The sequence below is a fragment of the Alkalibacterium indicireducens genome (assembly GCF_039522005.1).
Classification (GTDB): Bacteria; Bacillota; Bacilli; order Lactobacillales; family Carnobacteriaceae_A; genus Alkalibacterium; species Alkalibacterium indicireducens.
Window position 1 is genome coordinate 1 of the sequence record NZ_BAAADA010000147.1, and the last position, 24,083, is coordinate 24,083.

Here is a 24,083-nt window from a genome sequence, read left to right on the forward strand (position 1 = left end):
ATTTTAATATTAAAATTGAAGAGTTACCATCTCTAGAAAAAAAGTTTCCGCCAAAGTCTTGACACATACAATTTATTCAAAACTTTTCAATCTTTGCTGAAAACTGGTAAAATAGACTGGAAGACTTTAAAGAGGTGACCTATGAATTCAGTTCAATTATCAAAACGGCTCAAGCAGGTAGCCGACTACGTAGAAAAAGGGGCAAGAGTGGCTGACATCGGGTCTGACCATGCCTATCTGCCGTGTTATCTGGCAGATCAGGGAAAAACCACCTTTGCTGTGGCAGGAGAGGTGGTCCAGGGGCCATTTAACAATGCAGTGAAGGAAGTCAGGCGGACCGGACTAGAAAAAATAGTTGAAGTCCGACTGGGTGACGGATTAATGGTTTTAAAACCCGAAGATCGAATCGATACGGTTACTATAGCTGGAATGGGTGGTGCACTGATCCGATCGATTCTTGAAAAAGGACAAGAAAATGATAGACTGACCGGTCAGGAAACATTGATCCTACAGCCGAATGTGTTTGAAGAAACAGTAAGAGAATACCTGATGGAACAGCAGTACCGCATTACAGATGAAACGATCCTTGAGGAAAATGACAAGATCTATGAAATCATCAAGGCCGTACCTTCTGACGTTCAAATGATTTATTCAAAAAAAGAGCTGCTGTTTGGTCCATATCTCAGTAAGGAACAATCTGATACGTTTCAGAAAAAGTGGACCCAGCAGATGCATACGGATGAGTTCATCGTCGGTCAGATGGAACGGTCAAGCCAGCCTAATGAAGAAAAGCTATCGGTACTCAAAGAAGAAATTAAACTGATTAAGGAGATGATCGAATGACAGACGTGACAGTGAACGATCTGGCAACTGCACTTGACCAGCTCGCCCCCCCTTCACTTGCTGAAGGATGGGACCCAGTCGGTTTATCCTTTGGTTCTAAAAACAAAGCGGTCAAGACTGTTCTGATAGCTCTAGATGTTGACAAGCAGACGATCCAGGAAGCAAAAGATAAGCAGGCGGATCTGATTATCACTCATCACCCTGCGATCTTCAAACCTTTAAAAAACTTGACTGATGAGGACTCCAGAACACGGGAGTTTCTTGACCTGGTCAAATCAGATATTGCAGTATACTCTGCCCATACCAATCTTGATGCGGCAGAAGGCGGGATGAATGACTGGCTGGCTGACAGTATAGGTATCAGTCAGGAGGAGCGACAGATCGTCTCAGTGAATACCAAAGAAGGCTATAAGAAACTGGCCGTGTATGTCCCCGATTATGCCGCAGACAAGGTTAGAAAGGCTCTGCATTCAGCAGGAGCTGGAGAAGTGGGCGACTATAAAGACGTGTCCTATACTCTGGAAGGGCATGGCCGTTTTACGCCTCAGGAAGGTGCAAATCCTACAGAAGGTGAAATCGGCAAAGAAGAAGTGATCCATGAACAGCGCATCGAAATGCTATTGAAGAATTCTTCTGTCTATCCTGTCATTGAGGCACTGAGAGCTAACCATCCTTATGAAGAACCGGTTTTTGACCTGTTTACCCTAGACAATCAGACCGATGCATTCGGATTCGGTCGGGCCGGTAAGCTGGAGAAACCTGAAACTACTGAGGCACTCGCTGCGAGGATCAGAACACTCTTTTCAGTAGATGGTGTGCGTTTCGGCTCAAACGATCGTGAACGTAAACATGAGAAAGTAGCTATATTCGGAGGATCCGGAGAAAAGTACTATAAAGAGGCTCTGTCCAGTGGAGCGACTCTCTTCATTACTGGGGACATTTCCTACCACGGAGCACAGGATATGTTGAGAGACGGGCTGGATTTCATTGATGCCGGACATTATATGGAAGCAATCTGTGTGCCGAGGCTGGCTGGATATTTCGAACAGATGAAACTGACTAATAACTGGGACCTGACTATTTTACAGACAGCGACACAAACGGACGTCTTTACTTACTCTATTTAAAAGGATGGAATGACTATGTATAAAAATTTAATGGACCGTTTTCTAACTTATGTCAAAATCGATACACGTTCAGATGCTGAATCTTCATCAGTACCTTCCACTCAGAAACAAGCAGATTTTGCTCGTGTACTGATGGCTGACCTTAAAGAAATCGGGATGAGCGATGTGGAATACAATGAGTCAAATGGATTCGTAACGGCTACACTGCCTGCGAACGCTGAAGATACAGGACCGGTCATTGGCTTCATAGCTCATATGGACACGGCTGACTTCAATTCAGAACATATCAGTCCGCAGATCATTGAAAAATATGATGGTGAAACGATCGTACTTAATGAAGAGCAGGGTATTCGCTTATCTCCGGACGATTTTCCTAATCTGAAAAATTATATTGGTCAAACACTGATTACAACCGACGGGACGACATTACTTGGGTCAGATGATAAATCAGGTATTGTTGAAATCATGAGTATGGTCGAGTACTTTATTGCCAATCCGACAGTCAGGCATGGAAAAATCCGTGTGGCTTTCGGACCTGATGAAGAAATTGGTGTGGGAGCAGACCGATTCGATGTCGACCACTTTGGAGCGGATTTTGCGTATACAGTTGACGGAGGCCCTGTCGGGGAACTTGAGTATGAAAGTTTCAACGCAGCAGGAGCAAAAATAAGAATCAAAGGGAAAAACGTCCACCCGGGGACTGCTAAAGATAAGATGATCAACGCGCTTAAACTAGCCGTATCTTTTGATCAGGCATTACCTGAAAATGAAGTCCCTGAACGAACTGACGGTAGAGAAGGGTTCTTTCATCTTCTTGAAATCACGGGGACCGTGGATGAAGCGATGATGCAGTATATTATAAGAGATCATGACCGGGAAGCCTTTGAATCAAAGAAAGAACAGATGATAACTGTTGCTTCTAAGCTGAACGAAACATTTGATGAAGAGCGCGTTTCTGTTGAAATGAAAGATCAGTACTATAACATGCGCGAAGTCATTGAAAAAGACATGAGACCGGTTAAACTTGCTGATAAAGCAATGAATAATTTGGGAATCAGTCCTATCATCAAACCTATTCGTGGGGGAACAGACGGATCAAAGATTTCATTCATGGGTCTGCCAACTCCAAATATTTTTGCTGGAGGAGAAAATTTCCATGGACGTTATGAATTCGTAGCTGTAGAGAGCATGATTAAAGCTACTGATGTATTGATTGAAATCGCAAAGCTTGCTGCGGCTGAATAATAAGAAAAGGGAAGAAGGCTTAACCGGCCTTTCTTTCCTTTCTTCTTAACATTAAATCAATAGCTTAAGAGAGAGGAGCACATGAATGGGTCTTCAATTTATTCTGAGCAGACTGCAGACGGATAAGAAGAAAATACTTTTTGACCAGATGATGAATTGGATGGAGGATGAAGAGGCACAAGTTTTCTATCTAGTCCCGGATCATATGAAATTTGAATCGGAAATGGCTATTCTGGATCGTATAAAAGACAGTCAGCCAGATAATGATCGTCATCTGGCAGGAATGATCAATCTGCAGGTGTTCAGTTTCAGTCGTCTGGCATGGTACTTTCTTCAGGACACGGCCTTATACAGTCATTCCCAGCTTACTGAAACAGGACTGACCATGCTGATGCGTCGACTTTTGAGAGAAAATGAGGAAGCCCTGACCATATTCAGAGGAGAAAGTCAGCAGCAGGGTTTTGTAGAAAAAACGACTGAACTGTTTATGGAATTGAGAAATGCTCGCGTAATGCCAGAAGATCTGACTAATATCAGTGGTCAGATCTTTGAAGGTGAGCCAGGCACTAGAGACCTCTTACTTAAACTCAAAGATATTACCCTCCTGTATGATTCTTTTCTCTCTCATCTTGAAGGAAAGTATATTGAAAAAGAGGATGTACTTGAAGCGCTGATTGAAGAAGTTAAAATAAGGGATCTTAGCCGTACCCACATCATCATTGATAACTTTCACCGCTTTTCGGCACAGGAGCAGGAGCTGGTCCTGCAGATGGTCGAACATGCAAAGGATGTAAAAGTTTCTTTGATTCTGGATAAAAAATATGCGGTGGAACCTCCAGAGATGACTAACTTTTTTTATCAGACTGGAATGACTTATTTCAGGCTTTACCAGGAAGCCAGAAATCGTCGTCTACAAGTATTGAATGATACTGTTGTAAAAGACAACAGTCGTGAGCGATGTGATGCACTGCAAAACTTTGAAGACTACTGGGTCAGCAGTTTCGATCTGTCACCTAAACGATGGTCGGACCCGTCAGCTGATTACAGCAACTGTATAGAAATAAGAGAAGCAGAATCAAGACAAGCCGAAGTGTTGCACACAGCAACTACTATAAAACGGTTAGTTGCTGAGGGCAATTACCGCTATAAGGACATTCTTGTATGTGCTAGAAGCCTTGAAGATTACAAAATGCTAATGGGTTCTACTTTTGCGGAAAATGACATCCCTCTGTTTATTGACGAAGCAGATAAGATGTCCCATCATGCATTGGTAGAATGTATACAAAGTCTAGTAAATATCTATAAACGACATTACCGTTATGAAGATGTCATGCGCTTTCTTAAAACTGAACTGTTCATTCCTGTGGAAGATGAACGGACTGTTCCTAAAGAAAAGAAAGACCGCCTATCTTTCTGGAGTTCTAAATCGGAAAGCTGGCGAAAATCCGTAGATACTCTTGAGAACGTCATGCTTGCTTATGGGTACGAAGGCAATGACTGGGTAAGAGATGAAGACTGGATCTATGCACGCTTTCATCTAGAAGAAATGGATGACCAGCTGGATGCAGACAAACGGATGCAGGAACAGGCAAATCAGGCGCGTTCAATCATTCGCTCAGCGTTTCTTCCGTTTTTCAAACAGCTGGATAGAGTTAAAACGAACCGAGAAGCTGTGCGTCTTATCTATCAGTTTCTTGAGCGGCACGGAATTGATGGTCAACTCCTATACTGGCGTGATCAGGCACTTGAGGATGGGGAGCTTGAAGATGCTAGAAAACACGAACAAGTCTGGCAGACCTTCATCCAGCTACTGGACGAGTTCGTCGATGTGCTTGGTGATGAAGCCTGGGAAGTCGATACCTTTCTGTCAGTTCTAGAAACTGGATTTGAACAGGCAACATACGGCATTGTCCCTCCGAGCATCGATCAGGTCATGTTCACTCAGTTTGACAAATCACGGCTTAACTGTAAGAAATTAGTAGTCATCATGGGAATGACAGATACACAGCTGCCCTTGAATTCAGAAAATGACTCTATACTGACAGACGAAGACAGGGAACAACTTGGCGTGTTTCTCCCGGACGATAAATTTCTCATGCCATCCACAGCGGGAAGACTGGCTAACGAGCCTTTCACTGCCTATCTTGCCTTTCTTAATGCGTCGGATAAACTGATCCTCAGTTATCCGATGAAGAATGACGGCTCTGGTGACAACCGACTGAGCCCTTACATCGAACGTCTAAACCGCCAGCTCGCTATACCGATTGACCGTAAATACACTGATGCTGGGGCCGTGACTGATGAGTCAACTGATTTATCTCTTTCTTTTGTCGGATCCAGACGTCAGACGATCGGTCAGCTCGTGACTATTTTAAGAGACCGGCTGGATCATAAGACTAATCCGCCAATTTTCTGGACTATCTTATTTCAGAACCTTCAGAAACAAGCCTCGGAGGTTGAAAAGAAAATACTAAAGAGTTTGGAATATAGAAATATTCCTCGACGCCTGTCACCAGAACTGGCTGAAGAACTCTACGGGAAAGAGCTGTATCTTTCAGTGTCACAGCTGGAAAGTTTCTATCTGGATCCGTACAGTCATTTCCTCCAGTACGGATTGAAACTACGTGAACGGGCTGTCCAGGAGCTGACTCCGGCAGAAACAGGAACCTTTTTCCACGATGCTTTGGATAGTATTTTCAGATCAATCATTACCAGAAATCTGTCATTTGACCAGCTTAACGAAGAAGAACTTGAATCTGTAACAGAAGAGGTTCTTCAGGAACTGTATCAGAGCAACAAGTTCAAACTGCTGTCCATGTCAAATCGGATGAAATTCATACGAAAACAACTGAGCCGTACCATCCAGCAGATGGTCAAGGCCCTGTCGAAACAGACGAGACGGACACAGATGAGACCACGCAAGTCAGAGGTCCTTTTTGGACGACTGGGGAGTCGAGAAGGGGTACCGGGGCTTAATTTCCCCCTTAATACTGGAGGAAATCTCTATGTACGCGGAAAAATCGACCGGCTGGATGCTTTGGAACTGGAAAATGAGTTGTATTTAAGTATCGTAGATTACAAATCCAGCAGAAAATCACTGAAGTTCGATGAAATATATCACGGACTGATGATGCAGATGTTGACTTATCTTGATACAGCTGTTCATTACTCGGAAGATATTTTTGGTAAAAAGGCCAAGCCCGCAGGTGCATTTTATGCCCATGTCAATAACCCAATGCTTAAAGCCAGCGATCTGCTTAAAAAGGACTGGCTGGATGTCTGGCTGAAGTCATTTAAAATGGACGGGATCATTCTGAATGAGAACGAGCTGGTTGAAAAACTGGACCTGACTCTGCCTGAAAACAAATATTCTCTGGTCTATCCTCTTGAGTATGTCAAAACAAGAGACCAGATTAAAGGAAAGCTGATCACAATGGAGGATCTAGATCTGCTCTTCAGACATAACAGGGAAAAAATCAGAGAAGCAGGTAACCGGATCCTGGCAGGTGAAAATGCCTTGTCGCCTATTTACGACAAGAAAGAATTTACACCATCTGTTCGAGGCATCTATCAGCCGATTTCCCAGTTTGATGTTCTTCTACCGAACGGTCAGAATCAGTACCGGCAACTTGAACCCATCAGTGATCAGTCCGACCTGATCGATAAATTAAAATCTAAATACCTGGACTTGAGCGAGAGAGGAGCAGATGACAACTAATGGCAACTATTCCATCAAAGCCCGCTGATGCCCAATTTACGGATCATCAATGGCAGGCAATTTATGATGAAGGCAAGAATATCCTGGTCTCTGCTTCTGCAGGGTCCGGAAAAACGACCGTCCTTGTGCAGCGAGTCATTGAAAAGATAAAGAACTTCACGGACATCAATGAACTGCTGGTCGTGACGTATACCAATGCCGCAGCAAGAGAAATGAAAGAACGGATCCAGAGAGCCATTCAGAAGGAACTCAACGCTGAAACGGATCCTAAGAAAAAGCAGCATCTAATTCGTCAGATTCCTCTTTTAGGTCATGCAGACATTTCGACCTTGCATTCATTCTGTCTGAAAGTGATCAAACGCTACTATTATCTAATCGACTTCGATCCCGTCTTTCGACTGCTGACGGACGATACAGAGATTGCTCTCATGAAAGAAGATGTCTGGGAGGAACTGAGAGAGGAATTATACGGCGAAGAAGATTCTTTATTTGAAGCACTGGCTCAAGCGTACTCAAATGACCGCAGTGATGACGGGCTGACTGATCTTATCTTCAAACTTTATGATTTTTCACGGTCCAAGACTGATTCAAAAGGGTGGCTCTCAGACTTGTCCAGCCGATATGAAACGGAAGGGGGAGACTTGGCCAGCAGTACCATTTTCCAGGAACTGGCCAAGCCTGCAATTCTGGATACGTTGGACACTGCTAAGGAACTTCTAAGCGATGCTCATCAGATGAGTAATGGCGATCCGTCACTTGATAAGACGGTTGAGCTGCTAGTGAATGACCTGGAGCTGGTCGAACGGGCTGAGCAGGCTATCCATGAAGATCGTCTCAATGATGTATACAGTTTACTGAATGGCCCAATATTCCCAAGATGGAAAAATCCAGGCAAACATTCACCTGATGAAGTCAAGGAAGCCGCTAAGGAAATGAAAAGCTTCCGAGATAAAGCCAAAGCCTTTGTCGTTTCCTTAAGAGACAGCTATTTCCTTTTATCACCCGATGAACAAGCGGAAACGATGAGTGCAGTAAAAGGACTCGTTGAAGAACTGTCTCGTGTGGCAGTACTGTTTTACGAACGCTACCAGCAGCATAAAGCAGACAGAAAAGTGCTGGACTTTAACGATCTGGAGCATCTGACCCTGGCCATTCTTATTGATGCTGATGACGGACAGTCAGTACCTTCTGAAGCCTCCAGGCATTACCGCAGACAGTTTGCTGAAGTGATGGTCGATGAGTATCAGGATATCAACCTGATTCAGGAAACGATTTTGAAATGGCTGACTCGTTCATCTGACGATATCGGGAATCAGTTCATGGTGGGGGACGTCAAGCAGTCCATTTACTCTTTCAGGCTAGCTGATCCTAGTCTTTTCATTGAAAAATACGAACGATACGAAAAAAGTCAGGATGGGGACCGGATCATTTTAGCTGAAAATTTCCGCTCGCGTCCGGATGTGCTTCAGTTTACCAATTTCATTTTCGAACAGCTGATGGACAAAAAAGTGGGCGAACTGGCCTATGATGAATCGGCTAAACTGATAAACGGGTTTACCGCCTTTCCGGAATCTGACCGTTTCTCTGCCGATGTTCTGATATATGAAACAGAAGAAGATGATGCTGAAGAAGACAATGAGTCACTGGATACCGACAGTGTTACGTTTCAGATGAACACGAAGACTAAAGGTGAAATATACATGGTTGCCCATAAAATTCTAGAAATGGTCGCTAGTGGATATGAGGTTTATGATAAAGAGATGAAAGCCAACAGACCTGTGCAGTTCAAGGATATTGTGCTTCTCACACCAACAAAGAAAAATAATATTGATATTCAGGATATCTTTAAACAGCTTCAGATCCCAACAGCCGTGAATGATACTCAAAACTATTTCCAGACCACTGAGATAGCAATCATGATGTCACTGCTTAAAGTCATAGATAATCCGAAACAGGATATTCCGCTTGCTGCAGTTCTTCGCTCACCCATGGTCGGACTGAACGAAGTCGACATGGCTCGCATCCGCATCGAAGACAAGCAGGGCACGTATTTTGAAGCGCTGGAGGCTTTTGTCAGTCGGACAAACTGGCAAGATGAAGGAAATATCAAATTGCAGGAGAAACTGATTCAGTTTTATCAGCAGCTTGAACACTGGCGGACTCAGTCTAAGCGAAAATCGCTGGTCGAACTGATCTGGATGATATACGAAGACACTGGTTTCCTGCATTATGTCGGAGGCATGAGTTCCGGCAGACAGAGAAAAGCCAATCTACATGCCCTATACGAACGTGCGGCTTCATATGAAAAAACGTCATTTAAGGGTTTGTTCCAGTTTATCCGATTTATCGAAAAGATGCAGAAAAAAGACAAAGATCTCGCTGAACCATCAGCCGTAACCGATGGGGAGGATGCGGTCAGAGTCATGACGATACATGCCAGTAAAGGGCTTGAATTTCCGATCGTATTTGTCATGGATATGTCCAAGCGATTCAACCTGATGGATATCAGGGGTTCTACCGTGCTTGATGAAGAATACGGGGTCGGATCAGAATATATCGACGTCACGAACCGGATCAAAACGCCGACTTTGCCGGAAACCGTTTTGAAAATGCAGAAGAAGAACCGGATTTTATCTGAACAGATGCGGGTCTTATATGTAGCTTTGACACGGGCTGAACAGAAACTGTTCCTGGTTGGATCCTACAAAAATAAAGAAACGGCTATCAGCAAATGGAACAAGGTGAGTGGGCATGCTCAAACTGTTCTCCCACCAGCATTAAGGCTTGATTCTCAGCATTTCATGGACTGGATTGGTCAATGCCTGATCAGGCACCAGAACATGAAAGCAGAAAGCGAAATCAAGTCCCAGAATAGATGGGTCCACACTTATGACACGTCGTTTACTGTCTCATTTTACCAGTCGACTGAACTCGAAGAGCATCTGATCAGCTATCAGAATGAAGAAAGCAGTAACTGGTTTGAGGACCTGAAACAAGGGAAAATGAAGGAGTCAGATAACGAGACAGTGAAAGCAGCTGTATCGCAGGCCCTTAGTCTAATGGCTTTTGAGTACCCATATGAGCTGGCTACTCAGACCACCAGTTACCAGTCCGTGTCCGAGATTAAACGCATGTTTGAAGAACCGGATGACGGACAGATGGTGAAAATTGATGTAACGAATCCTAGACAGTCCAACAGGTACGTTGAAGATGAACTGGAGCGGCCCAAGTTTCTACAGGAGGTATTGAAACCAAGCGGAGCAGAAATCGGTAAAGCCACCCACCTGGTGCTGCAGGCTATTGACTTGAATGAATCGCTAACTGCTGAGGATATTAAAGCTGAGGTAAATAAACTTGCTTCTGAAAAAGTCATCACTGAAGATATTGCTGAGCTAATACCTGTAGAAAAAATCGACCGATTTTTCCAGACAACATTTGGGCGCTATATATTAGGCCATGTTTCGTCAATGAAGAGGGAAGTGCCGTTCTCACTTCTCCTGGAAGCTAGAGATATTTTTCAGGATATGAAGGCAGTGGATGACAACGTACTGATTCACGGGATTATCGACGGCTATATTGAAGGGGAAGAAGGCCTCATTCTCTTTGACTATAAGACAGACAATGTTGAACGCTTCCAGGATCGAGCTGAAGAAGAAATGCTTAAAAAATATAAAGGTCAGCTCATGCTGTACAAGCAGGCACTGGAATCGATACTGAGAAAACCAGTACTCGAGACATACTTGGTTCTGCTGGATAATGGCCAGACGATTCAGGTGAACTAGTGAAGGGTTATGATTAAAGGGAAAGCAGCTGAATCAGCTGCTTTTTCTTATGAAATTTTTTTAAGAGTCATGTTGATCTATAGCGCGTAGACGATAGAGACAGATTAATGTGGTTGCTTCGTAACTAGAGGTAAAAATTCGTATGAGTACCTGTGCTTGGACGATTGGACCGGAACTTAGAACAGAAATCCATCTTAGTGACGTATTTCACACAAAAAAATCTCTCGAAGTCATTCATTAGCGAACAACAACGAGAGATTTTTAATTTATTCATCTATTAATCAAAACTGTAGGTAGCACCTTCAGAATAACGGTTTCCTGCATTCCATAAGAGGAATTCATCCACTCCATATTCATTCAAGGCGCGAATCTGCTCACTGACTTCTTCAGCGCCATAATTCATGTACCATCCTGAACCAAGATAAGATGCTGTGAAGTCCTGGATCCACGGGCGGGAAATAGGGGCACGGTCGCCCAGGTTATCAAGGATTTCGTTTTCGAGTTCCATGTAGTTTGCGATGACATTATACGGCTCAAGATCTGGGCGCTCAATACCTAATGATCCTGCACCCCAGTGACTAGGGTAAATCATCGAAGAAATCACGTCGACATTCTCAGAAATTCTTGAAAAGTTCTGACCGATACCAGGAGTTTCTTCTCGCGTTGCAGCATAGCCGAAGATATCTACAGATACATCGACATCATAAGGCTGAAGTTCACGACGAGCATAAGCTACGAATTCAGTTACAGCATCGACACGCTGCTTGACATTATCTAGATCGCTCTCTTCGTAATCGCCTCGAGAATAGTTCAGGTCTTCATCGCGGTATTCAAATCCTTCAGGGAAGCGAACATAGTCGAACTGGATATCCTTAAAGCCAAGCTTAGCTGCCTGGCGGGCCACTTCAACATTATACTCCCATACTTCACGTTCATATGGATTGACGAAGCTTTCTCCGCGGCGGTTAGCCCATACGGATCCGTCATCTTCAGTAAATGACAGATCAGGGCGTTCATTAGCCAGTCTGGAATCTTTAAATACGACAATACGTGCAATTGGGTAAATATCGTTTTCCTCTAGATGTTCCATCAAAGGTTCAGCTTCAACAATGTTATTAGTGAACTGATTGACGTATTCATGATCGGATTCTATCGGCATGACAATATCGCCGTAATCATCTTTAACATCGATAACCATGCTGTTCAGTTCAGTCGTATTGAGCAGTTCGGTCAATGTTTCCAGTCTGGATCCACCTGCAGAATGGGCAGTGACGAAAATACCTTTCACGCCGTCTTCTGGATAGTCGATGTTTACTCCGCTGTCAAATTTAAACTGACGGGGGAAACTTTCCGGTACAGAAAGAAGGGGGTCTTGAGTATAGTTCAGGTAAGTTGTCTCGATATCTTCAGGCTGATCAACAGTATCATTTTCATCGGCTGAAACGACTGATGGGGAAAGAGAAGCAACTGCTAATAAGGCTGCAGAGTAAAATACATGTTTCTTTAAATTAAGTTTCATTAATCTGTTTCCTCGCTTTCTGATTGTTCTGGAGTGGCGGAGCGAATCAAGTCGGGATCCACCAGTTCATAATCGTTTTCTCTTAAGCCTTCAATAATTTGAGGCGTGGCTTCAAGAGTCCAGCGACGGTCATGCATCAGCAAATTGGCTCCTGGTCTTAGCAGTTCGGTATTGACCATAATATCAGCAAGTGGCTCAGCTTCCATATAGCCGGATTCCCAGTCATAGCCATAGGTCCAGTTCATAAGGACCATCCCGTCTTCTCTAACAAGTTCCTTGACATGATCAGTGTTCTGACCGAATGGTGCTCTGAAGAAGCGAGGACGCTCTCCGATGATTTTCTCAATAAGGTCACTAGTCTTCATGATTTCCTCAGTCTGTTCCTCTTCACTCAAAGAAGGGAGGCTCTGATGGGTGTGTGTATGGTTCCCGATGGCAAATCCCATCTCGTGAATTTCTCTAAGCATCTCCTGGCCTTCTTCACTCTCAATAAACATTCCGTTAACGAAGAAAATCGCAGGAGCGTCATGTTCGACAAGCGCTTCAGCAATGTCCACGGCGTAATTATCTGGTGCATCATCATAAGTAAGAAGGGCGACACGTTCGTTTGCTTCTTCGCCTTCAATCACTTGAATTGTAGCTATGTCATTTTCGTTGACTTCGTAAAGATATGAAGATTCTTCAGGTTCATCTATTGACACGTCTTCTTCATCATCTGAGTCTTCATTAGAGTGATCATCGTCATTCATATCAGCTTGACCTTCACTGGTTTCTTCAGAACTGTCTTCAACAGGTTCAGACTGCTCATCCGAATCGTATTCTGCATCTGAGGTATCACAGGCAGTCAATATAAGAGATGAGGCTAAAAATAGAGTAGCTAATGTTCGTTTCATAGTCTTCTTCTCCTTATTCATCCTCAGTCAATTGGTTATCAATAGATGTCTGCAGCTGGTCTAAACTTTCACCAAAGTCTACCAGTGTCTCGTCAAGTACGAGCAGGTATTCTCTAAGTTCGTCACGTTCGTCATTAATTGATTGAATGCCGTCGACGAAGTCTTCATAAGTCGCGCCATTTTCAGATAAACTGACGAAATAGCTGTCTTGTGAAGAGAGGGCAGCCTGGTAATTTTCTCTATACTGGATGAGCTGATCAGTAAAAGTATCGACGTCAGACATAACTGCATCGATTTCTGATTGATCCAGCAGTTCTCCTTCATAAGTATCGAGCGTTGACTGGTGTTTGCTCATTTCTTCTTCATGTGCTGCTATGTTTTCCAACACAGCTTCTCTGGATTCAATATTTTCGAATACCGGGGAAGAGCCATCACCTAAAGTAGTCAACTCATCATCCGATTCAAGTGTTTCACTGAAACTATTCTGCAGATCAGTTTCCAGATCATATAAATGATTCAGTTCATCCGCAGTCTCTGTTCTTAATCGGTCCAGTTCCTGTGTGGCCTCCTTTATTGTTTTAAATATATACGATTACTTTTCGAGTATATCAGACTTCTTTATCTAATTAAACTGTAATGGTTGTAATCGAGTTATATTGTTTCTTTGATGAGGTAAGGGATTGAGAGAATCTTTCAGTAAAGGTAGGTTTCATCGCAAAAATATTGTACAATATGAGAAAGTCTACTAAAGAAAAGAGGATTTTATGATACTTTATTACACTTTGGCAGTTCTGATCATCGGACTGGACCAACTGACCAAGTATTTGACTGTTTCAACTATTCCATTTAGAGAAACAGTAGAATGGATACCAAATGTCCTGTCGTTTACTCATCATCGCAATACGGGAGCAGCCTGGGGTATACTTGAGGGCCAGATGCTGTTCTTTTACATCGTTACGGTTGTCGTTGTAGGTGTCGTCATTTATTATCTGCATACGTTAGGCAAGCAAGATATACTTATCGGCTTATCGCTAAGTATGATACTTGGAGGCGCAATTGGAAACTTCATCGACCGACTGATTCAACAGTATGTTGTTGATATGATCAAACTTGACTTCATCAATTTTCCGATCTTTAATATAGCAGATATTGCTTTATCGGTAGGAGTTGGACTGATGATCGTTTACCTTGTTATAGACGAGATTAGAAATCACAAGAAGAAAGTTGGACAATAGAATGACAGAAAGCTACACCTTTACTATTAAAAATGAATCAGGACGACTGGATAAGTTTCTGGCTGATCAGCTGCCGGATCATTCAAGATCTCAAATCCAAGGATGGATCAAGGATGAACAGGTTACCGTGAACAGTGAACCGTCAAAAGCAAATTATAAATTGCAGCAGGACGATGTTATTGCACTATCCATTCCTGAACCTGTAGAGATCGATGCACAGCCAGAAGACATAGCGATCGATATCGTGTATGAGGATAAAGATGTCGTTGTTATCAACAAACCTCAGGGAATGGTGGTTCATCCATCTCTGGGGCATGAAGGTGGTACTCTGGTCAATGCATTGCTTTATCATATTAAAGACTTATCAGGAATCAATGGAAAGATTAGACCCGGTATTGTCCACCGAATCGACAAAGATACATCTGGCCTTCTGATGGTCGCTAAAAATGATGTGGCTCACGAAAAACTGGCTGAACAGCTTCAAGATAAGACTGCCGGACGTGAATACATCGGGCTCGTCCATGGGGTCATTCAAAATGACCGTGGAACGATCGATGCTCCGATCGGACGCGACCCTAAAAATCGTAAAAAATATAAAGTTGTCGAAAATGGAAAACCATCTGTAACTCATTTCGAAGTGATTGAACGGTTCAACGACTTTACTCTTTTAAAACTGAACCTGGAAACTGGTCGTACGCACCAGATTCGCGTACATCTGGAATATATCGGCTATCGCATGGCTGGCGATCCACTTTACGGACCAAGAAAAACGCTTGAAGGACCAGGACAGTTCCTGCACGCCGCCTCTTTGCAGTTTGTCCATCCGACTACAGGAGAAAGACTATCGTTTTCAGCTCCACTGCCAGAATCATTTGAAGAAACACTAGATCACATCAGAAGACTGTAAGGGAAAGGAGACTATTCATGTCAAAAGTCGTATCAATTTTAGATGAAGTGGCCTTGAACAGGGCACTTACACGAATTTCCTACGAGATCATCGAGCGAAACAAAGGGATAGACAACGTTATTCTAGCAGGTATAAAAACAAGAGGAGTATATATCGCAAATAGAATCGCCTCTAAAATCTCCGAGATTGAAGGACAGGATATCCCAGTTGGTGAACTGGATATCACCCTTTACCGTGATGATCGACATTTTCCAGAAGAAGTGGAAGATCCTGAAGTAAAAGGACAGATTTTTCCCGTTTCTGTAAAAGGAAAAGTAGTGATCCTGGTCGACGATGTCATTTATACCGGTCGAACGATTCGAGCGGCAATGGATGCTGTGATCGACCTGGGCCGTCCCGAAAAAATTATGGTCGCTTCTCTGACGGACAGAGGACACAGAGAAATTCCGATCAAAGCTGATTACATCGGAAAGAATATACCTACATCAAAATCCGAGCAGGTTAAAGTATCAATGAAAGAGATCGACGGCAAAGATGCCGTAGAAATTATCAAACCTAATTAAAAAAAGAGGGTTGTACAATAAACATTAAAGACCGAGTGATTACATCAAGTAGTCACTCGGTCTTTCCTATGCTTTTAGTGAGCGTACAGCTTCTGCACTTGGTGTGACAAAATACGTGCTCTGCCCCTCATAAATGACGTAACCTGGTTTAGCACCATTCGGTTTTTTTATCTGGCGAACCTGAACGACATCTACTGGAACAGAAGAAGACAGACGATACTTACTGTAATACGCGGCCAACATACAAGCTTCTTCAATGGTCTTTTTACTAGGTTCACTGTCTTCAATAATGACATGAGAACCTGGTATGTCTTTAGCGTGAGCCCACCAATAAGATTTTCTTGCTTTTTTCAGTGTCAGTTCATCATTCTGTGTATTATTCTTTCCAACAAGAATTGATGTCCCGTCTGAAGACGTGAAAGCTTCAGGTTTTGACTTCTTCGGTTTCATCTTTTTACTGCTGCGTTTCTTCAAATACCCGCCATCACGCAGTTCCTGTCTGATGTCATCCAAGTCAGAAATAGAGGCAATAGACAGCTGGGTGAGCAGTGTATCAAAATAAGCCATTTCTGCTTTCGTGGCAGTAATCTGTTGAGCCAGGTGAACCTTGGCATTCTTTAACTTCTGATATTTAGAGAAATATTTCTGTGCGTTTTCTGCTGGTGTCTTCTGAGGATCCAGCTGAATCGAGATCATCTGATTTTCTTCATAAAAATTAGGCAAATCTATCTTCTCCTGCCCCTTTTTCACCTCGTGAAGATAGGCAGTCAGCACTTCACCTTTAACACGTAGTTGATCAGCTTTTTCAGTTTCCTTTAACTCTTTTTCAAGTTTTTTCAGTTTTTTCTCGTTCTTCTGATAAAAGGTACTGACGAGTTGAGTCAGGTCATTAGCCTGCTGATTGACCCTGTCCCGCTCACTCTTATCCTGGAAATAACGGTCCATCAAGCTACTCAGGGAATCATAACTAATACGCTCTCCTTCAATTGAATGGTAGTCAAAAGGGGTGAAGGTCTCCTTATTGCCATTCTTAATCAATGTCGGTTGAATACGTTCAGGACTGAACATCTGCATGAACTGCTGATAAACTGCTTCAGGAGAATCTTCTGTTTGAGTTTCTATACGGTGGACAAGTTCTACTGCCGAATCTTTACCGAATCCTTGCAAGGTTGACTGGACCCATTTGATCTTATCTTTAGTATTCAATTCTGATACAGGGAAGGGACCATCATAATTAAAGGGGTTATTCTTATGCTGATCGGGTGCCGGTCGGTACTCAGCGCCAGGCAGCAGAGTCCGGTAAGTATTCTGGCTGGCCGGTACATGTCTGATTGCGTCAATCAACTTGTTATCCGGCGTATTGACCAACAGGATGTTACTGTGACGCCCCATTATTTCAACAATAAGAGAAAGGTGTTCCATATCCCCAAGTTCATTTCTGCTCTTGAATGAGAAGACTAGCTGACGATCATTTTCTTTCTGAGTAATTGATTCGATAATTGCACCATCTAGGTATTTCCTTAAAATCATGCAATAGTGAGGAGGGCTGTCAGGATTCTCAAAAGGAATCGTTGTCAGCTGAACACGGGCATACTGTGGATGGGCAGACAATAGAAGGGACACGTTTTTTCGGTTTGCTCTAATTTTTAGAATAACTTCATTTTCATATGGCTGCTGTATTTTAGAAATACGGCCTCCCTCACATATTTCTTTCAGTTCATCCGTGAGGGCATGGACAAATAACCCGTCAAAAGACATTAAAAAAACTCCTTTCATTGTACAAAGTCTTCTATAGTATAGCACTTTTTCCGATACATCAACAATTCTATTAAAAAGATTGCTGAATAGAATAAGGCGTGGTATAGTTGACGTGTACAATTGTTCACAGCTTTTTCATTTAAAGAGAGGGGTAATTGAATGGAATCACCAGGCAATACAGATGCGCTGCTAGAAAAGGTCACAGAGCTGAATCAGCTTTACAAGCAGGTAGCTGAACTGATGCTTCATGAACATGGTCTGTCAAGCTCGGCAATAAATCTGATCAAACTGATCGGCAACGATGAGTACACGCTAAAAGACATTACTCAGAAAAGCCGGCTGGATAAATCAACAGTCAGTCGACAGATGAATGCACTTGTCAAAAAGGAATTTGTGACTAAAACCACTGGAGAAGACAAACGATATGCTTACTTCACACTAACTGATAAAGCCCTGGATGTATTCTCCAATTATCATAAACATCTTGAAGAGAAGTTTGAGTCCATTCTTTCCGGCTGGACTGAAGAAGAGGTCCATATGCTGACAGTTCTGATCGGGAGGTTGAACCGGAGCATGACCAACCGCATATAATAGAATAGGTAAGAGAGGAGGAAAACGAATGCTAACAAACAAGAAAATGTCTAAACCCCATCGTATCGCCTTACTGGGGATTCTTACTGCAATCATATTGATTCAGAACTTTGTGCCGTTTCTGGGGAATATTCCAATTCCACCACTCAATCCGACGATCATACATATCACAGTCATCGTTGCAACGTTGACTATGAGTACGACGGACGGAATCATTATCGGTGCAGTTTGGGGGATCACTCGAATGATACGTGCCTATACTATGCCGGCAACGCCTCTGGATCTTTTACTTTGGACACATCCAATGATCGCTCTTGTTCCTAGAATGCTGATCGGACTCTTTACTGGTCTGTCTTATCGTCTGTCACACAGACTGTTACCAAAGAAAGATAAGGTGGCACTCGCCAGTGCGTCGGTCGTAGGATCTTTTACAAATACAATTTTTGTCCTGTTTTTCATCTATCTCTTTTTTGGAGAAGCTTATGCTCAGGCAATTGATGTAGACATCAGCAATCTGGCTGGAGCTTTGGCAATCATAGTAGGAACGAACGGGGTAGCAGAAGCCATTGCAGCAGCTATCATTGCACCTCTAGTAACAATACCATTAAGAAAAATCACGATGAAAAAATAATTACTGATAAATGACTCTTCATCTGACGCTTCTCCTTTTACCACTAAGGAAAAGCAGACTGATGAAGAGTTTTCTATTTAAATAATAAGTACTATTGTTTTCAATGTAATGGAAAGCCAATGTGACAACTCAAATAAAAATCCGGAAACTGATTATGGTGGATTGTTTGGATTTGGCAAACTGAATGGAGACTACCCTGGGGGCCAGGCAGAGTTTCTACGTGTGCCTTATGCAGATCAGAATTCCTTCAAAATACCTGACCAGTCAGTGCCGGACGAAAAAGTACTCTTCTTATCGGATATTGTTCCTACAGCTTACTGGAGTGTAGAACATTCTGGAGTGAAAGAAGGAGACACGGTCATTGTGCTTGGATCTGGACCTGTCGGCCTGCTGGCTCAAAAATTCGCCAAGCTGAAAGGTGCAGCACGAGTTATAGCTGTCGATTGTGTGCCTAATCGTCTGGAATATTCAGCCAAGAAAATCGGAGTAGAAACATTGAACTTTGAAGAAGTCGATCTACCGAGCCTGGCATTGAAAGACATGACCAACGGTGGAGCTGACGTTGTTATTGACTGTGTAGTTATGGACGGAAAAGAACGTAAGATCGAGAAAGTAACCAATCTGATTTCTGCTCAAAGAGGGACCACGAGTCCTCTTGAAATGGCGAGTATTGCTGTTAAAAAATTCGGAACGATCATGGTTACTGGAGTGTACTTGACTCCAGGGTCAAACTTCCCAATCAACAACATCTTCGCCAGTAACATTACATTGAAGACAGGTCAGACGCCCGTGCCTCATCTCATGCCAAAACTCTATGACATGATAATGAAAGGCGACATTGATCCCAGTTACATCATCACGCATGTCATGCCAATGGAACAAGCGTCTACTGCCTATGATCTGTTCGACAAAAAAGAAGACAACAACATTAAATTTGTCCTGAAACCATAATCCGGTCAGGCTCAGCCCGCTCTGCGAGGGAACTCACCTCTCAGAACGGGTTTTTATTCTAGTTATGCTTAATTAACTAAATTATAGTATAGATAAAGGTGTTGAAGTCTACAGGCTTATTCCCTCTCATTATTACATAATTCGCTATTTTTTATCGTGTTGCGACAGAAGACATCCGCTTCTATAAGCGGGTGATGAATGACGCTTGAGCATGCTCAACTGTTTTTTTGTAAAAAACAGACCTCTTCCTGCAGTTACTTGTCACATAAAGAGATGTGTTCCCCTTGATTTAAAGCTCTCTTTAAGGTAATCTTAACTTAAAGAGGAGGGGAATGTATGTTCAGGTATAAAGCCTATAAATATCGTCTCTACCCCAATGAAAAACAGAAAGCACACATACACAAAACAATCGGATCCGCTCGCTTTGTCTACAATCATTTTTTAAATGAATGGACGACGGCATACAAAGAAACCGGGAAGGGCTTATCGTACACTAAATGTTCCGCTGCTTTGACTCAACTAAAAAAACAGTCAAACACGCTGTGGCTTAAAGAACCGGATAGTATCGCCCTCCAGGCCGCTCTGGAACACTTGTCAGATGCCTTTGACAGGTTTTTCCAGAAGAAAAAAGGCTACCCTGCATTTAAACGGAAGACCCACGGCCGTCAATCGTATACAACAAAATGGACGAATGACAATATTGTGGTGTTAGGGAATAAAATCAAACTCCCTAAGTTAGGCTGGGTGCGCTTTGCCAAAAGTAAAGACGTCAAGGGCACCATTCAGCGTGCGATTATAAGCAAAACCCCGACGGGAAAGTACTTTGTTTCGGTTGTTTGTCAAGTTGAAATGATAGCGGAAACAAAATCGGGTGCGGCTATCGGCATTGATCTAGGGATCACTGATTTTGCGGTTCTGTCTACTGGAGTTAAAGAAGACAATCATCGCTTTACATCTAAAATGGAAGCCACTCTTAAAAGAGAACAGCGCAAACTCTCCCGTCGCTATGACCAGGCAAAGAAAGACGGCAAAGAGTTGACGGCTGCCAAGAATTATCAAAAGCAACGCCTTAAAGTCGCTGGACTTTACGAAAAAGTAGCGAATCAACGACAAGATTTCTTGAACAAGCTTAGTACAACGCTCATCAAAAACCACGATGTGATCTGTATTGAAGCCCTTGATATTCAAGGAATGAAAAAGAACCGGAAGTTAGCTAAGCAGATTTCAGACGTCTCTTGGTCTGCCTTTGTCGACAAGCTCACTTACAAAGCTGAATGGCATAACCGCTCTCTGATCAAAGTCAGTCAATGGTTTCCTTCCAGTCAGCTGTGTTCAGCATGCGGGCATATCGATGGAAAAAAACCTCTCATCATCAGAGAATGGCTGTGCCCGGCATGCGGCGTGCATCATGACCGAGATATCAATGCGAGCATCAACATTCTAAACGAAGGGCTTAAAACACTGATACAGCCTGTTTAACGTAACTAACCGTAGGGACTACGGGGTTAGCCTGGTAAATAAAAGCAACCGCTGATACTCTAGAAAAGGCGTATCAAGTCTACTTTGTTCCCAGGAATCGCCCACTTCTAAGCGTGAGCGAAAGTGGGTGTAGTTCAATAAACTAAGTCATTTGATACGCTTTTGTCGGTTTTGTATCTGATTTGTCATTGCCTGATTCTATTCGTTGTGCTACACTTTTTAACAGTGGTATAATTTACTTAATATCATCAACTACTTGTTATGGAGGCAACTGAAATATGAAACAGACACGGACAAATAGAAAGAATAATACACCAAATACACCAAATACACCAAATACACCAAATACACCAAATACACCAAATACACCAAATACACCAAATACACCAAATACACCAAATACACCAAATACACCAAAAGGGCCTAAGAATAATACACCTGAAAAAATCTATTACGGAATCATAGCTGTATTGCTGGTCGTGCTGATTGGGATCATGGCATTTATATTCATGAATAGGGAATCTGCGGTCGATTTTGATGCTGATAACGGCACACCTGAATCTGAAGTCCTTACTGATACTGAAGACGAGGATGAAGACGACTGGGAAGAAGAACCTGCCGAAGAAGATCAGAATAATAATGGTGAAGAAGAAGCCAGTGATGCTGATGAAGAACTCGTCGATGATTCTGACGATGAGACTGCTGAAGATACAGAAGTCGACTCAGAGGAAGAAGAAGAGAATACATCGGATGAAACCAGCTATGAAGTTATTGAAAATGCACCGCTGGATGAAAGTCACAATACGAACTACAGTGAAGGGTCAAGCGACCGTGTAGCAATCGCCAATGCTGTATCATCTGTGACTGGGCTGAACCAGAGTGATATGATCACCTGGCGTGTAGGGAACAACGGTCCTGGACAAGTCTTTGCAGTCATGTCCGACAGCGGACGCAATGATGTGTATCGTGTGCTCCTTCAGTTCGGAGACGGACAGTGGCATGTAACTAGTGTTGAGGAACTTGCGGAAGTCCCTGCAGAATTCAGATAAGTTCTACCGGTTAATTTAATCGATTACGACCTGCCTGATGAACGGGCAGGTTTTTTTGCTCATAAATATAAGGGAACAGACGCATCTTTTTCGTTTTCATCCGCCTAACATGTTAAAATGATATAAAAGAATAGGAGGCGCCTATGAAATTTTCAGACAATAAATACAATATGATTCAAGACATCCTTGAGAAAACCGAAGCTGAAATTGAAAAAATGAACCCTGTCAATATTCTGATTGCCGGAAAAACAGGAGTTGGAAAGAGTACCTTGATCAACAGTGTGTTCAGGGAAAACCTTGCAGATACCGGAATAGGGAAGCCTGTTACTAAACATTTAAGGCGTATATCTAAAAAAGGTATCCCAATTACTCTGTATGATACCAGAGGGCTCGAATTGAACCCGAAAGTTCAAAAAGATATAAAGAACGAAATTTTCGATCTAGTTGAACAGAACAAGCAGACCAGAGATGCTGTTCATGCCGTCTACTACTGCATTCAGGCTAATTCATCACGAATAGAGGAGACGGAAATCGACTTGATCAAAGAAATTTCCTCTGTTCTTCCAGTCATACTGGTTCTGACCCAATCGATCGGTAAGCCTGCTGAAGAGTTCAACGCGTACCTGGAGAATCTCAATCTTCCAGTAGCAGCTGTTCAGAACATTATGGCTGAACCTTATGAAATTACAGAAGATTATGTTATTCCAGCATTTGGTCTAAAAGAACTGATCGACAAGACGCTTCAACTGATACCGAAAGAGGCACATGATGCTTTTATGAACGCCCAGCACGCTGATATCGAGCGCAAAGCTAAAGCGGCCAGACGTTGGGCTTCCCGTTATGTGGCGACTACATTCGGAGTCGGTTTCGCGCCGATTCCGTTTTCAGATGCCTCTGTACTGATTCCCATGCAAGTCACTTTACTCGCTCACATTACAGCTATATTCGGGATTTCAATGGATAAGTCGACCATAGTCAGTCTGATTGCTGCTGTAGGAGGCACCGGTTCAGCTACTATGATCGGGAAAACCATTGTCGCGAATGCATTTAAGTTCGTTCCAGGAGCGGGTACCCTTATAGGTGGACTGATCAGCGGGACGACCGCTTCGATCGTGACAAGTGCTCTCGGACTCAGCTACATCGAAGTATTGAGTATTATAGCTGCGAAAGAGCGGGAAGGCGAAAGCATAGACCTGGGACTGGTCGAACGTCTTATGCGCAGTCAATTTAAGAAGAATATAAAATTGAACCGCAAGGAACTCAAGACAAAAGATCTCGAGTTTGAAGGGGATGATACGTTGAATGAGGCCTACACGACCTACCAGGAGATGGAAGAAGACACTCAAAGTCCAAGCAGAGCTCAGAAAGCAAGCCGTGCCCTTTCAAAATTTGTCAGCCGGCACAATCCTTTTAACAAAAATAAATAGGTTAATACGTTGTCCTGATAGGTTTAGTTTCCCCTATCAGGCTTTTTTGTGAAAAATCGACTTTATAATAATTTACTTTTAAACAATCTTGCGTTCTACAATCAGGCCTATTCTGTAGAATAATTAGATTAATTGCTATAGACAATTTATTAGGTGCAACTATGCTTGTTAGAAAAAATTGGAATAAGAATATAAAGATTAACAACCGGTTTTAACGTAATTCCGAAAGAAGTCTCCCACTTCTAAACGTATGGGTACGAAGCACCAGTGAAAGTGGGAGATGAATTTAGGTCAAGCGATAGCTTGAAGTTATTTCTCAAGACCTTTTCTTATTAGTTCAAGGATAGCTGCCGTTCTTGTAGGCA

17 protein-coding genes and 1 pseudogene are annotated in these 24,083 nt (G+C 42.8%); 14 read left to right on the forward strand and 4 right to left on the reverse strand.

Features of this window, described 5'->3' with window-relative positions; genetic code table 11:
* Positions 1–141: 141 nt before the first annotated feature.
* The 5 genes from ABFX15_RS08745 (at position 142) to addA (ending at position 10,715) form a co-directional block, all read left to right on the forward strand.
* Positions 142–843 (forward strand): tRNA (adenine(22)-N(1))-methyltransferase, encoded by a 702-nt coding sequence (locus ABFX15_RS08745; protein WP_346025047.1) that lies wholly within the window; start codon positions 142–144, stop codon positions 841–843.
* Complete coding sequence (locus tag ABFX15_RS08750; RefSeq protein WP_346025048.1) at positions 840–1,970, forward strand: Nif3-like dinuclear metal center hexameric protein; 1,131 nt, start codon at positions 840–842, stop codon at positions 1,968–1,970. The genes ABFX15_RS08745 and ABFX15_RS08750 overlap by 4 nt, the downstream gene beginning before the upstream one ends.
* Positions 1,971–1,985: 15 nt before the next feature.
* Positions 1,986–3,215: a peptidase T gene (pepT, locus tag ABFX15_RS08755; protein ID WP_346025049.1), complete on the forward strand. Its 1,230-nt coding sequence runs from the start codon at positions 1,986–1,988 to the stop codon at positions 3,213–3,215.
* 85 nt (positions 3,216–3,300) lie between these two features.
* The gene (locus ABFX15_RS08760) at positions 3,301–6,933 is read left to right on the forward strand and encodes a PD-(D/E)XK nuclease family protein (protein ID WP_346025050.1); all 3,633 of its coding nucleotides are present in this window, start codon (positions 3,301–3,303) and stop codon (positions 6,931–6,933) included.
* The gene (gene addA, locus ABFX15_RS08765) at positions 6,933–10,715 is read left to right on the forward strand and encodes a helicase-exonuclease AddAB subunit AddA (RefSeq protein ID WP_346025051.1); all 3,783 of its coding nucleotides are present in this window, start codon (positions 6,933–6,935) and stop codon (positions 10,713–10,715) included. The genes ABFX15_RS08760 and addA overlap by 1 nt, the downstream gene beginning before the upstream one ends.
* Positions 10,716–10,992: 277 nt before the next feature.
* Here addA and ABFX15_RS08770 read toward each other — a convergent pair whose 3' ends face one another.
* The 3 genes from ABFX15_RS08770 to ABFX15_RS08780 are packed head-to-tail and all read right to left on the reverse strand — an operon-like array spanning position 10,993 to position 13,713.
* Positions 10,993–12,234, reverse strand: coding sequence for a putative glycoside hydrolase (locus ABFX15_RS08770; protein WP_346025052.1), 1,242 nt, complete (start codon positions 12,232–12,234; stop codon positions 10,993–10,995).
* Positions 12,234–13,127: a polysaccharide deacetylase family protein gene (locus ABFX15_RS08775; protein WP_346025053.1), complete on the reverse strand. Its 894-nt coding sequence runs from the start codon at positions 13,125–13,127 to the stop codon at positions 12,234–12,236. Before ABFX15_RS08775 ends, ABFX15_RS08770 begins: the two co-directional genes overlap by 1 nt.
* Positions 13,128–13,140: 13 nt before the next feature.
* On the reverse strand, positions 13,141–13,713 hold the full coding sequence (locus ABFX15_RS08780; RefSeq protein WP_346025063.1) for a YkyA family protein: 573 nt from the start codon (positions 13,711–13,713) through the stop codon (positions 13,141–13,143).
* A gap of 178 nt (positions 13,714–13,891) precedes the next feature.
* On the opposite strand from ABFX15_RS08780, the gene lspA reads away from it, so the two are divergent.
* From lspA to pyrR, 3 genes are read left to right on the forward strand one after another with little or no spacing between them, the layout of a single operon-like run.
* Positions 13,892–14,362, forward strand: coding sequence for a signal peptidase II (lspA, locus tag ABFX15_RS08785; RefSeq protein WP_346025054.1), 471 nt, complete (start codon positions 13,892–13,894; stop codon positions 14,360–14,362).
* A gap of 1 nt (position 14,363) precedes the next feature.
* Positions 14,364–15,269: an RluA family pseudouridine synthase gene (locus tag ABFX15_RS08790; protein WP_346025055.1), complete on the forward strand. Its 906-nt coding sequence runs from the start codon at positions 14,364–14,366 to the stop codon at positions 15,267–15,269.
* Positions 15,270–15,286: 17 nt separating this feature from the next.
* Positions 15,287–15,832 carry a bifunctional pyr operon transcriptional regulator/uracil phosphoribosyltransferase PyrR gene (pyrR, locus tag ABFX15_RS08795; protein ID WP_346025056.1) on the forward strand — a complete coding sequence of 182 codons (546 nt, stop codon included), beginning with the start codon at positions 15,287–15,289 and terminating at the stop codon, positions 15,830–15,832.
* 66 nt (positions 15,833–15,898) lie between these two features.
* Here pyrR and ABFX15_RS08800 read toward each other — a convergent pair whose 3' ends face one another.
* The gene (locus ABFX15_RS08800; RefSeq protein ID WP_346025057.1) at positions 15,899–17,590 is read right to left on the reverse strand and encodes an NFACT RNA binding domain-containing protein; all 1,692 of its coding nucleotides are present in this window, start codon (positions 17,588–17,590) and stop codon (positions 15,899–15,901) included.
* A 159-nt stretch (positions 17,591–17,749) separates the two neighbouring features.
* Between ABFX15_RS08800 and ABFX15_RS08805 the strand changes: the two genes are divergently transcribed.
* The 6 genes and pseudogenes from ABFX15_RS08805 to ABFX15_RS08830 all read left to right on the forward strand — a co-directional run bounded on the left by ABFX15_RS08805 (position 17,750) and on the right by ABFX15_RS08830 (position 23,718).
* A complete protein-coding gene (locus tag ABFX15_RS08805; RefSeq protein WP_346025058.1) occupies positions 17,750–18,181 on the forward strand; it encodes a MarR family winged helix-turn-helix transcriptional regulator in 432 nt (143 codons plus the stop codon).
* A gap of 28 nt (positions 18,182–18,209) precedes the next feature.
* Positions 18,210–18,812: an ECF transporter S component gene (locus ABFX15_RS08810; protein ID WP_346025059.1), complete on the forward strand. Its 603-nt coding sequence runs from the start codon at positions 18,210–18,212 to the stop codon at positions 18,810–18,812.
* Positions 18,813–18,914: 102 nt separating this feature from the next.
* Positions 18,915–19,763: pseudogene (locus ABFX15_RS08815) on the forward strand (zinc-binding dehydrogenase); the annotation flags it as partial.
* A 336-nt stretch (positions 19,764–20,099) separates the two neighbouring features.
* Entirely contained in the window at positions 20,100–21,242 is a 1,143-nt protein-coding gene (gene tnpB, locus ABFX15_RS08820; RefSeq protein WP_346025060.1) for an IS200/IS605 family element RNA-guided endonuclease TnpB, read from the forward strand.
* Positions 21,243–21,520: 278 nt separating this feature from the next.
* On the forward strand, positions 21,521–22,291 hold the full coding sequence (locus ABFX15_RS08825; protein WP_346025061.1) for a YrrS family protein: 771 nt from the start codon (positions 21,521–21,523) through the stop codon (positions 22,289–22,291).
* Positions 22,292–22,434: 143 nt separating this feature from the next.
* Entirely contained in the window at positions 22,435–23,718 is a 1,284-nt protein-coding gene (locus tag ABFX15_RS08830; protein WP_346025062.1) for a YcjF family protein, read from the forward strand.
* The last annotated feature ends 365 nt before the right edge of the window (positions 23,719–24,083 follow it).

Coding starts and splice junctions, on each gene's coding strand:
- ABFX15_RS08745 (WP_346025047.1), top strand. CDS start 142: ATGAATTCAGTTCAATTATCAAAACGGCTCAAGCAGGTAGCCGACTAC.
- ABFX15_RS08750 (WP_346025048.1), top strand. CDS start 840: ATGACAGACGTGACAGTGAACGATCTGGCAACTGCACTTGACCAGCTC.
- pepT (WP_346025049.1), top strand. CDS start 1,986: ATGTATAAAAATTTAATGGACCGTTTTCTAACTTATGTCAAAATCGAT.
- ABFX15_RS08760 (WP_346025050.1), top strand. CDS start 3,301: ATGGGTCTTCAATTTATTCTGAGCAGACTGCAGACGGATAAGAAGAAA.
- addA (WP_346025051.1), top strand. CDS start 6,933: ATGGCAACTATTCCATCAAAGCCCGCTGATGCCCAATTTACGGATCAT.
- ABFX15_RS08770 (WP_346025052.1), bottom strand. CDS start 12,234: ATGAAACTTAATTTAAAGAAACATGTATTTTACTCTGCAGCCTTATTA.
- ABFX15_RS08775 (WP_346025053.1), bottom strand. CDS start 13,127: ATGAAACGAACATTAGCTACTCTATTTTTAGCCTCATCTCTTATATTG.
- lspA (WP_346025054.1), top strand. CDS start 13,892: ATGATACTTTATTACACTTTGGCAGTTCTGATCATCGGACTGGACCAA.
- ABFX15_RS08790 (WP_346025055.1), top strand. CDS start 14,364: ATGACAGAAAGCTACACCTTTACTATTAAAAATGAATCAGGACGACTG.
- pyrR (WP_346025056.1), top strand. CDS start 15,287: ATGTCAAAAGTCGTATCAATTTTAGATGAAGTGGCCTTGAACAGGGCA.
- ABFX15_RS08800 (WP_346025057.1), bottom strand. CDS start 17,590: ATGTCTTTTGACGGGTTATTTGTCCATGCCCTCACGGATGAACTGAAA.
- ABFX15_RS08805 (WP_346025058.1), top strand. CDS start 17,750: ATGGAATCACCAGGCAATACAGATGCGCTGCTAGAAAAGGTCACAGAG.
- ABFX15_RS08810 (WP_346025059.1), top strand. CDS start 18,210: ATGCTAACAAACAAGAAAATGTCTAAACCCCATCGTATCGCCTTACTG.
- tnpB (WP_346025060.1), top strand. CDS start 20,100: ATGTTCAGGTATAAAGCCTATAAATATCGTCTCTACCCCAATGAAAAA.
- ABFX15_RS08825 (WP_346025061.1), top strand. CDS start 21,521: ATGAAACAGACACGGACAAATAGAAAGAATAATACACCAAATACACCA.
- ABFX15_RS08830 (WP_346025062.1), top strand. CDS start 22,435: ATGAAATTTTCAGACAATAAATACAATATGATTCAAGACATCCTTGAG.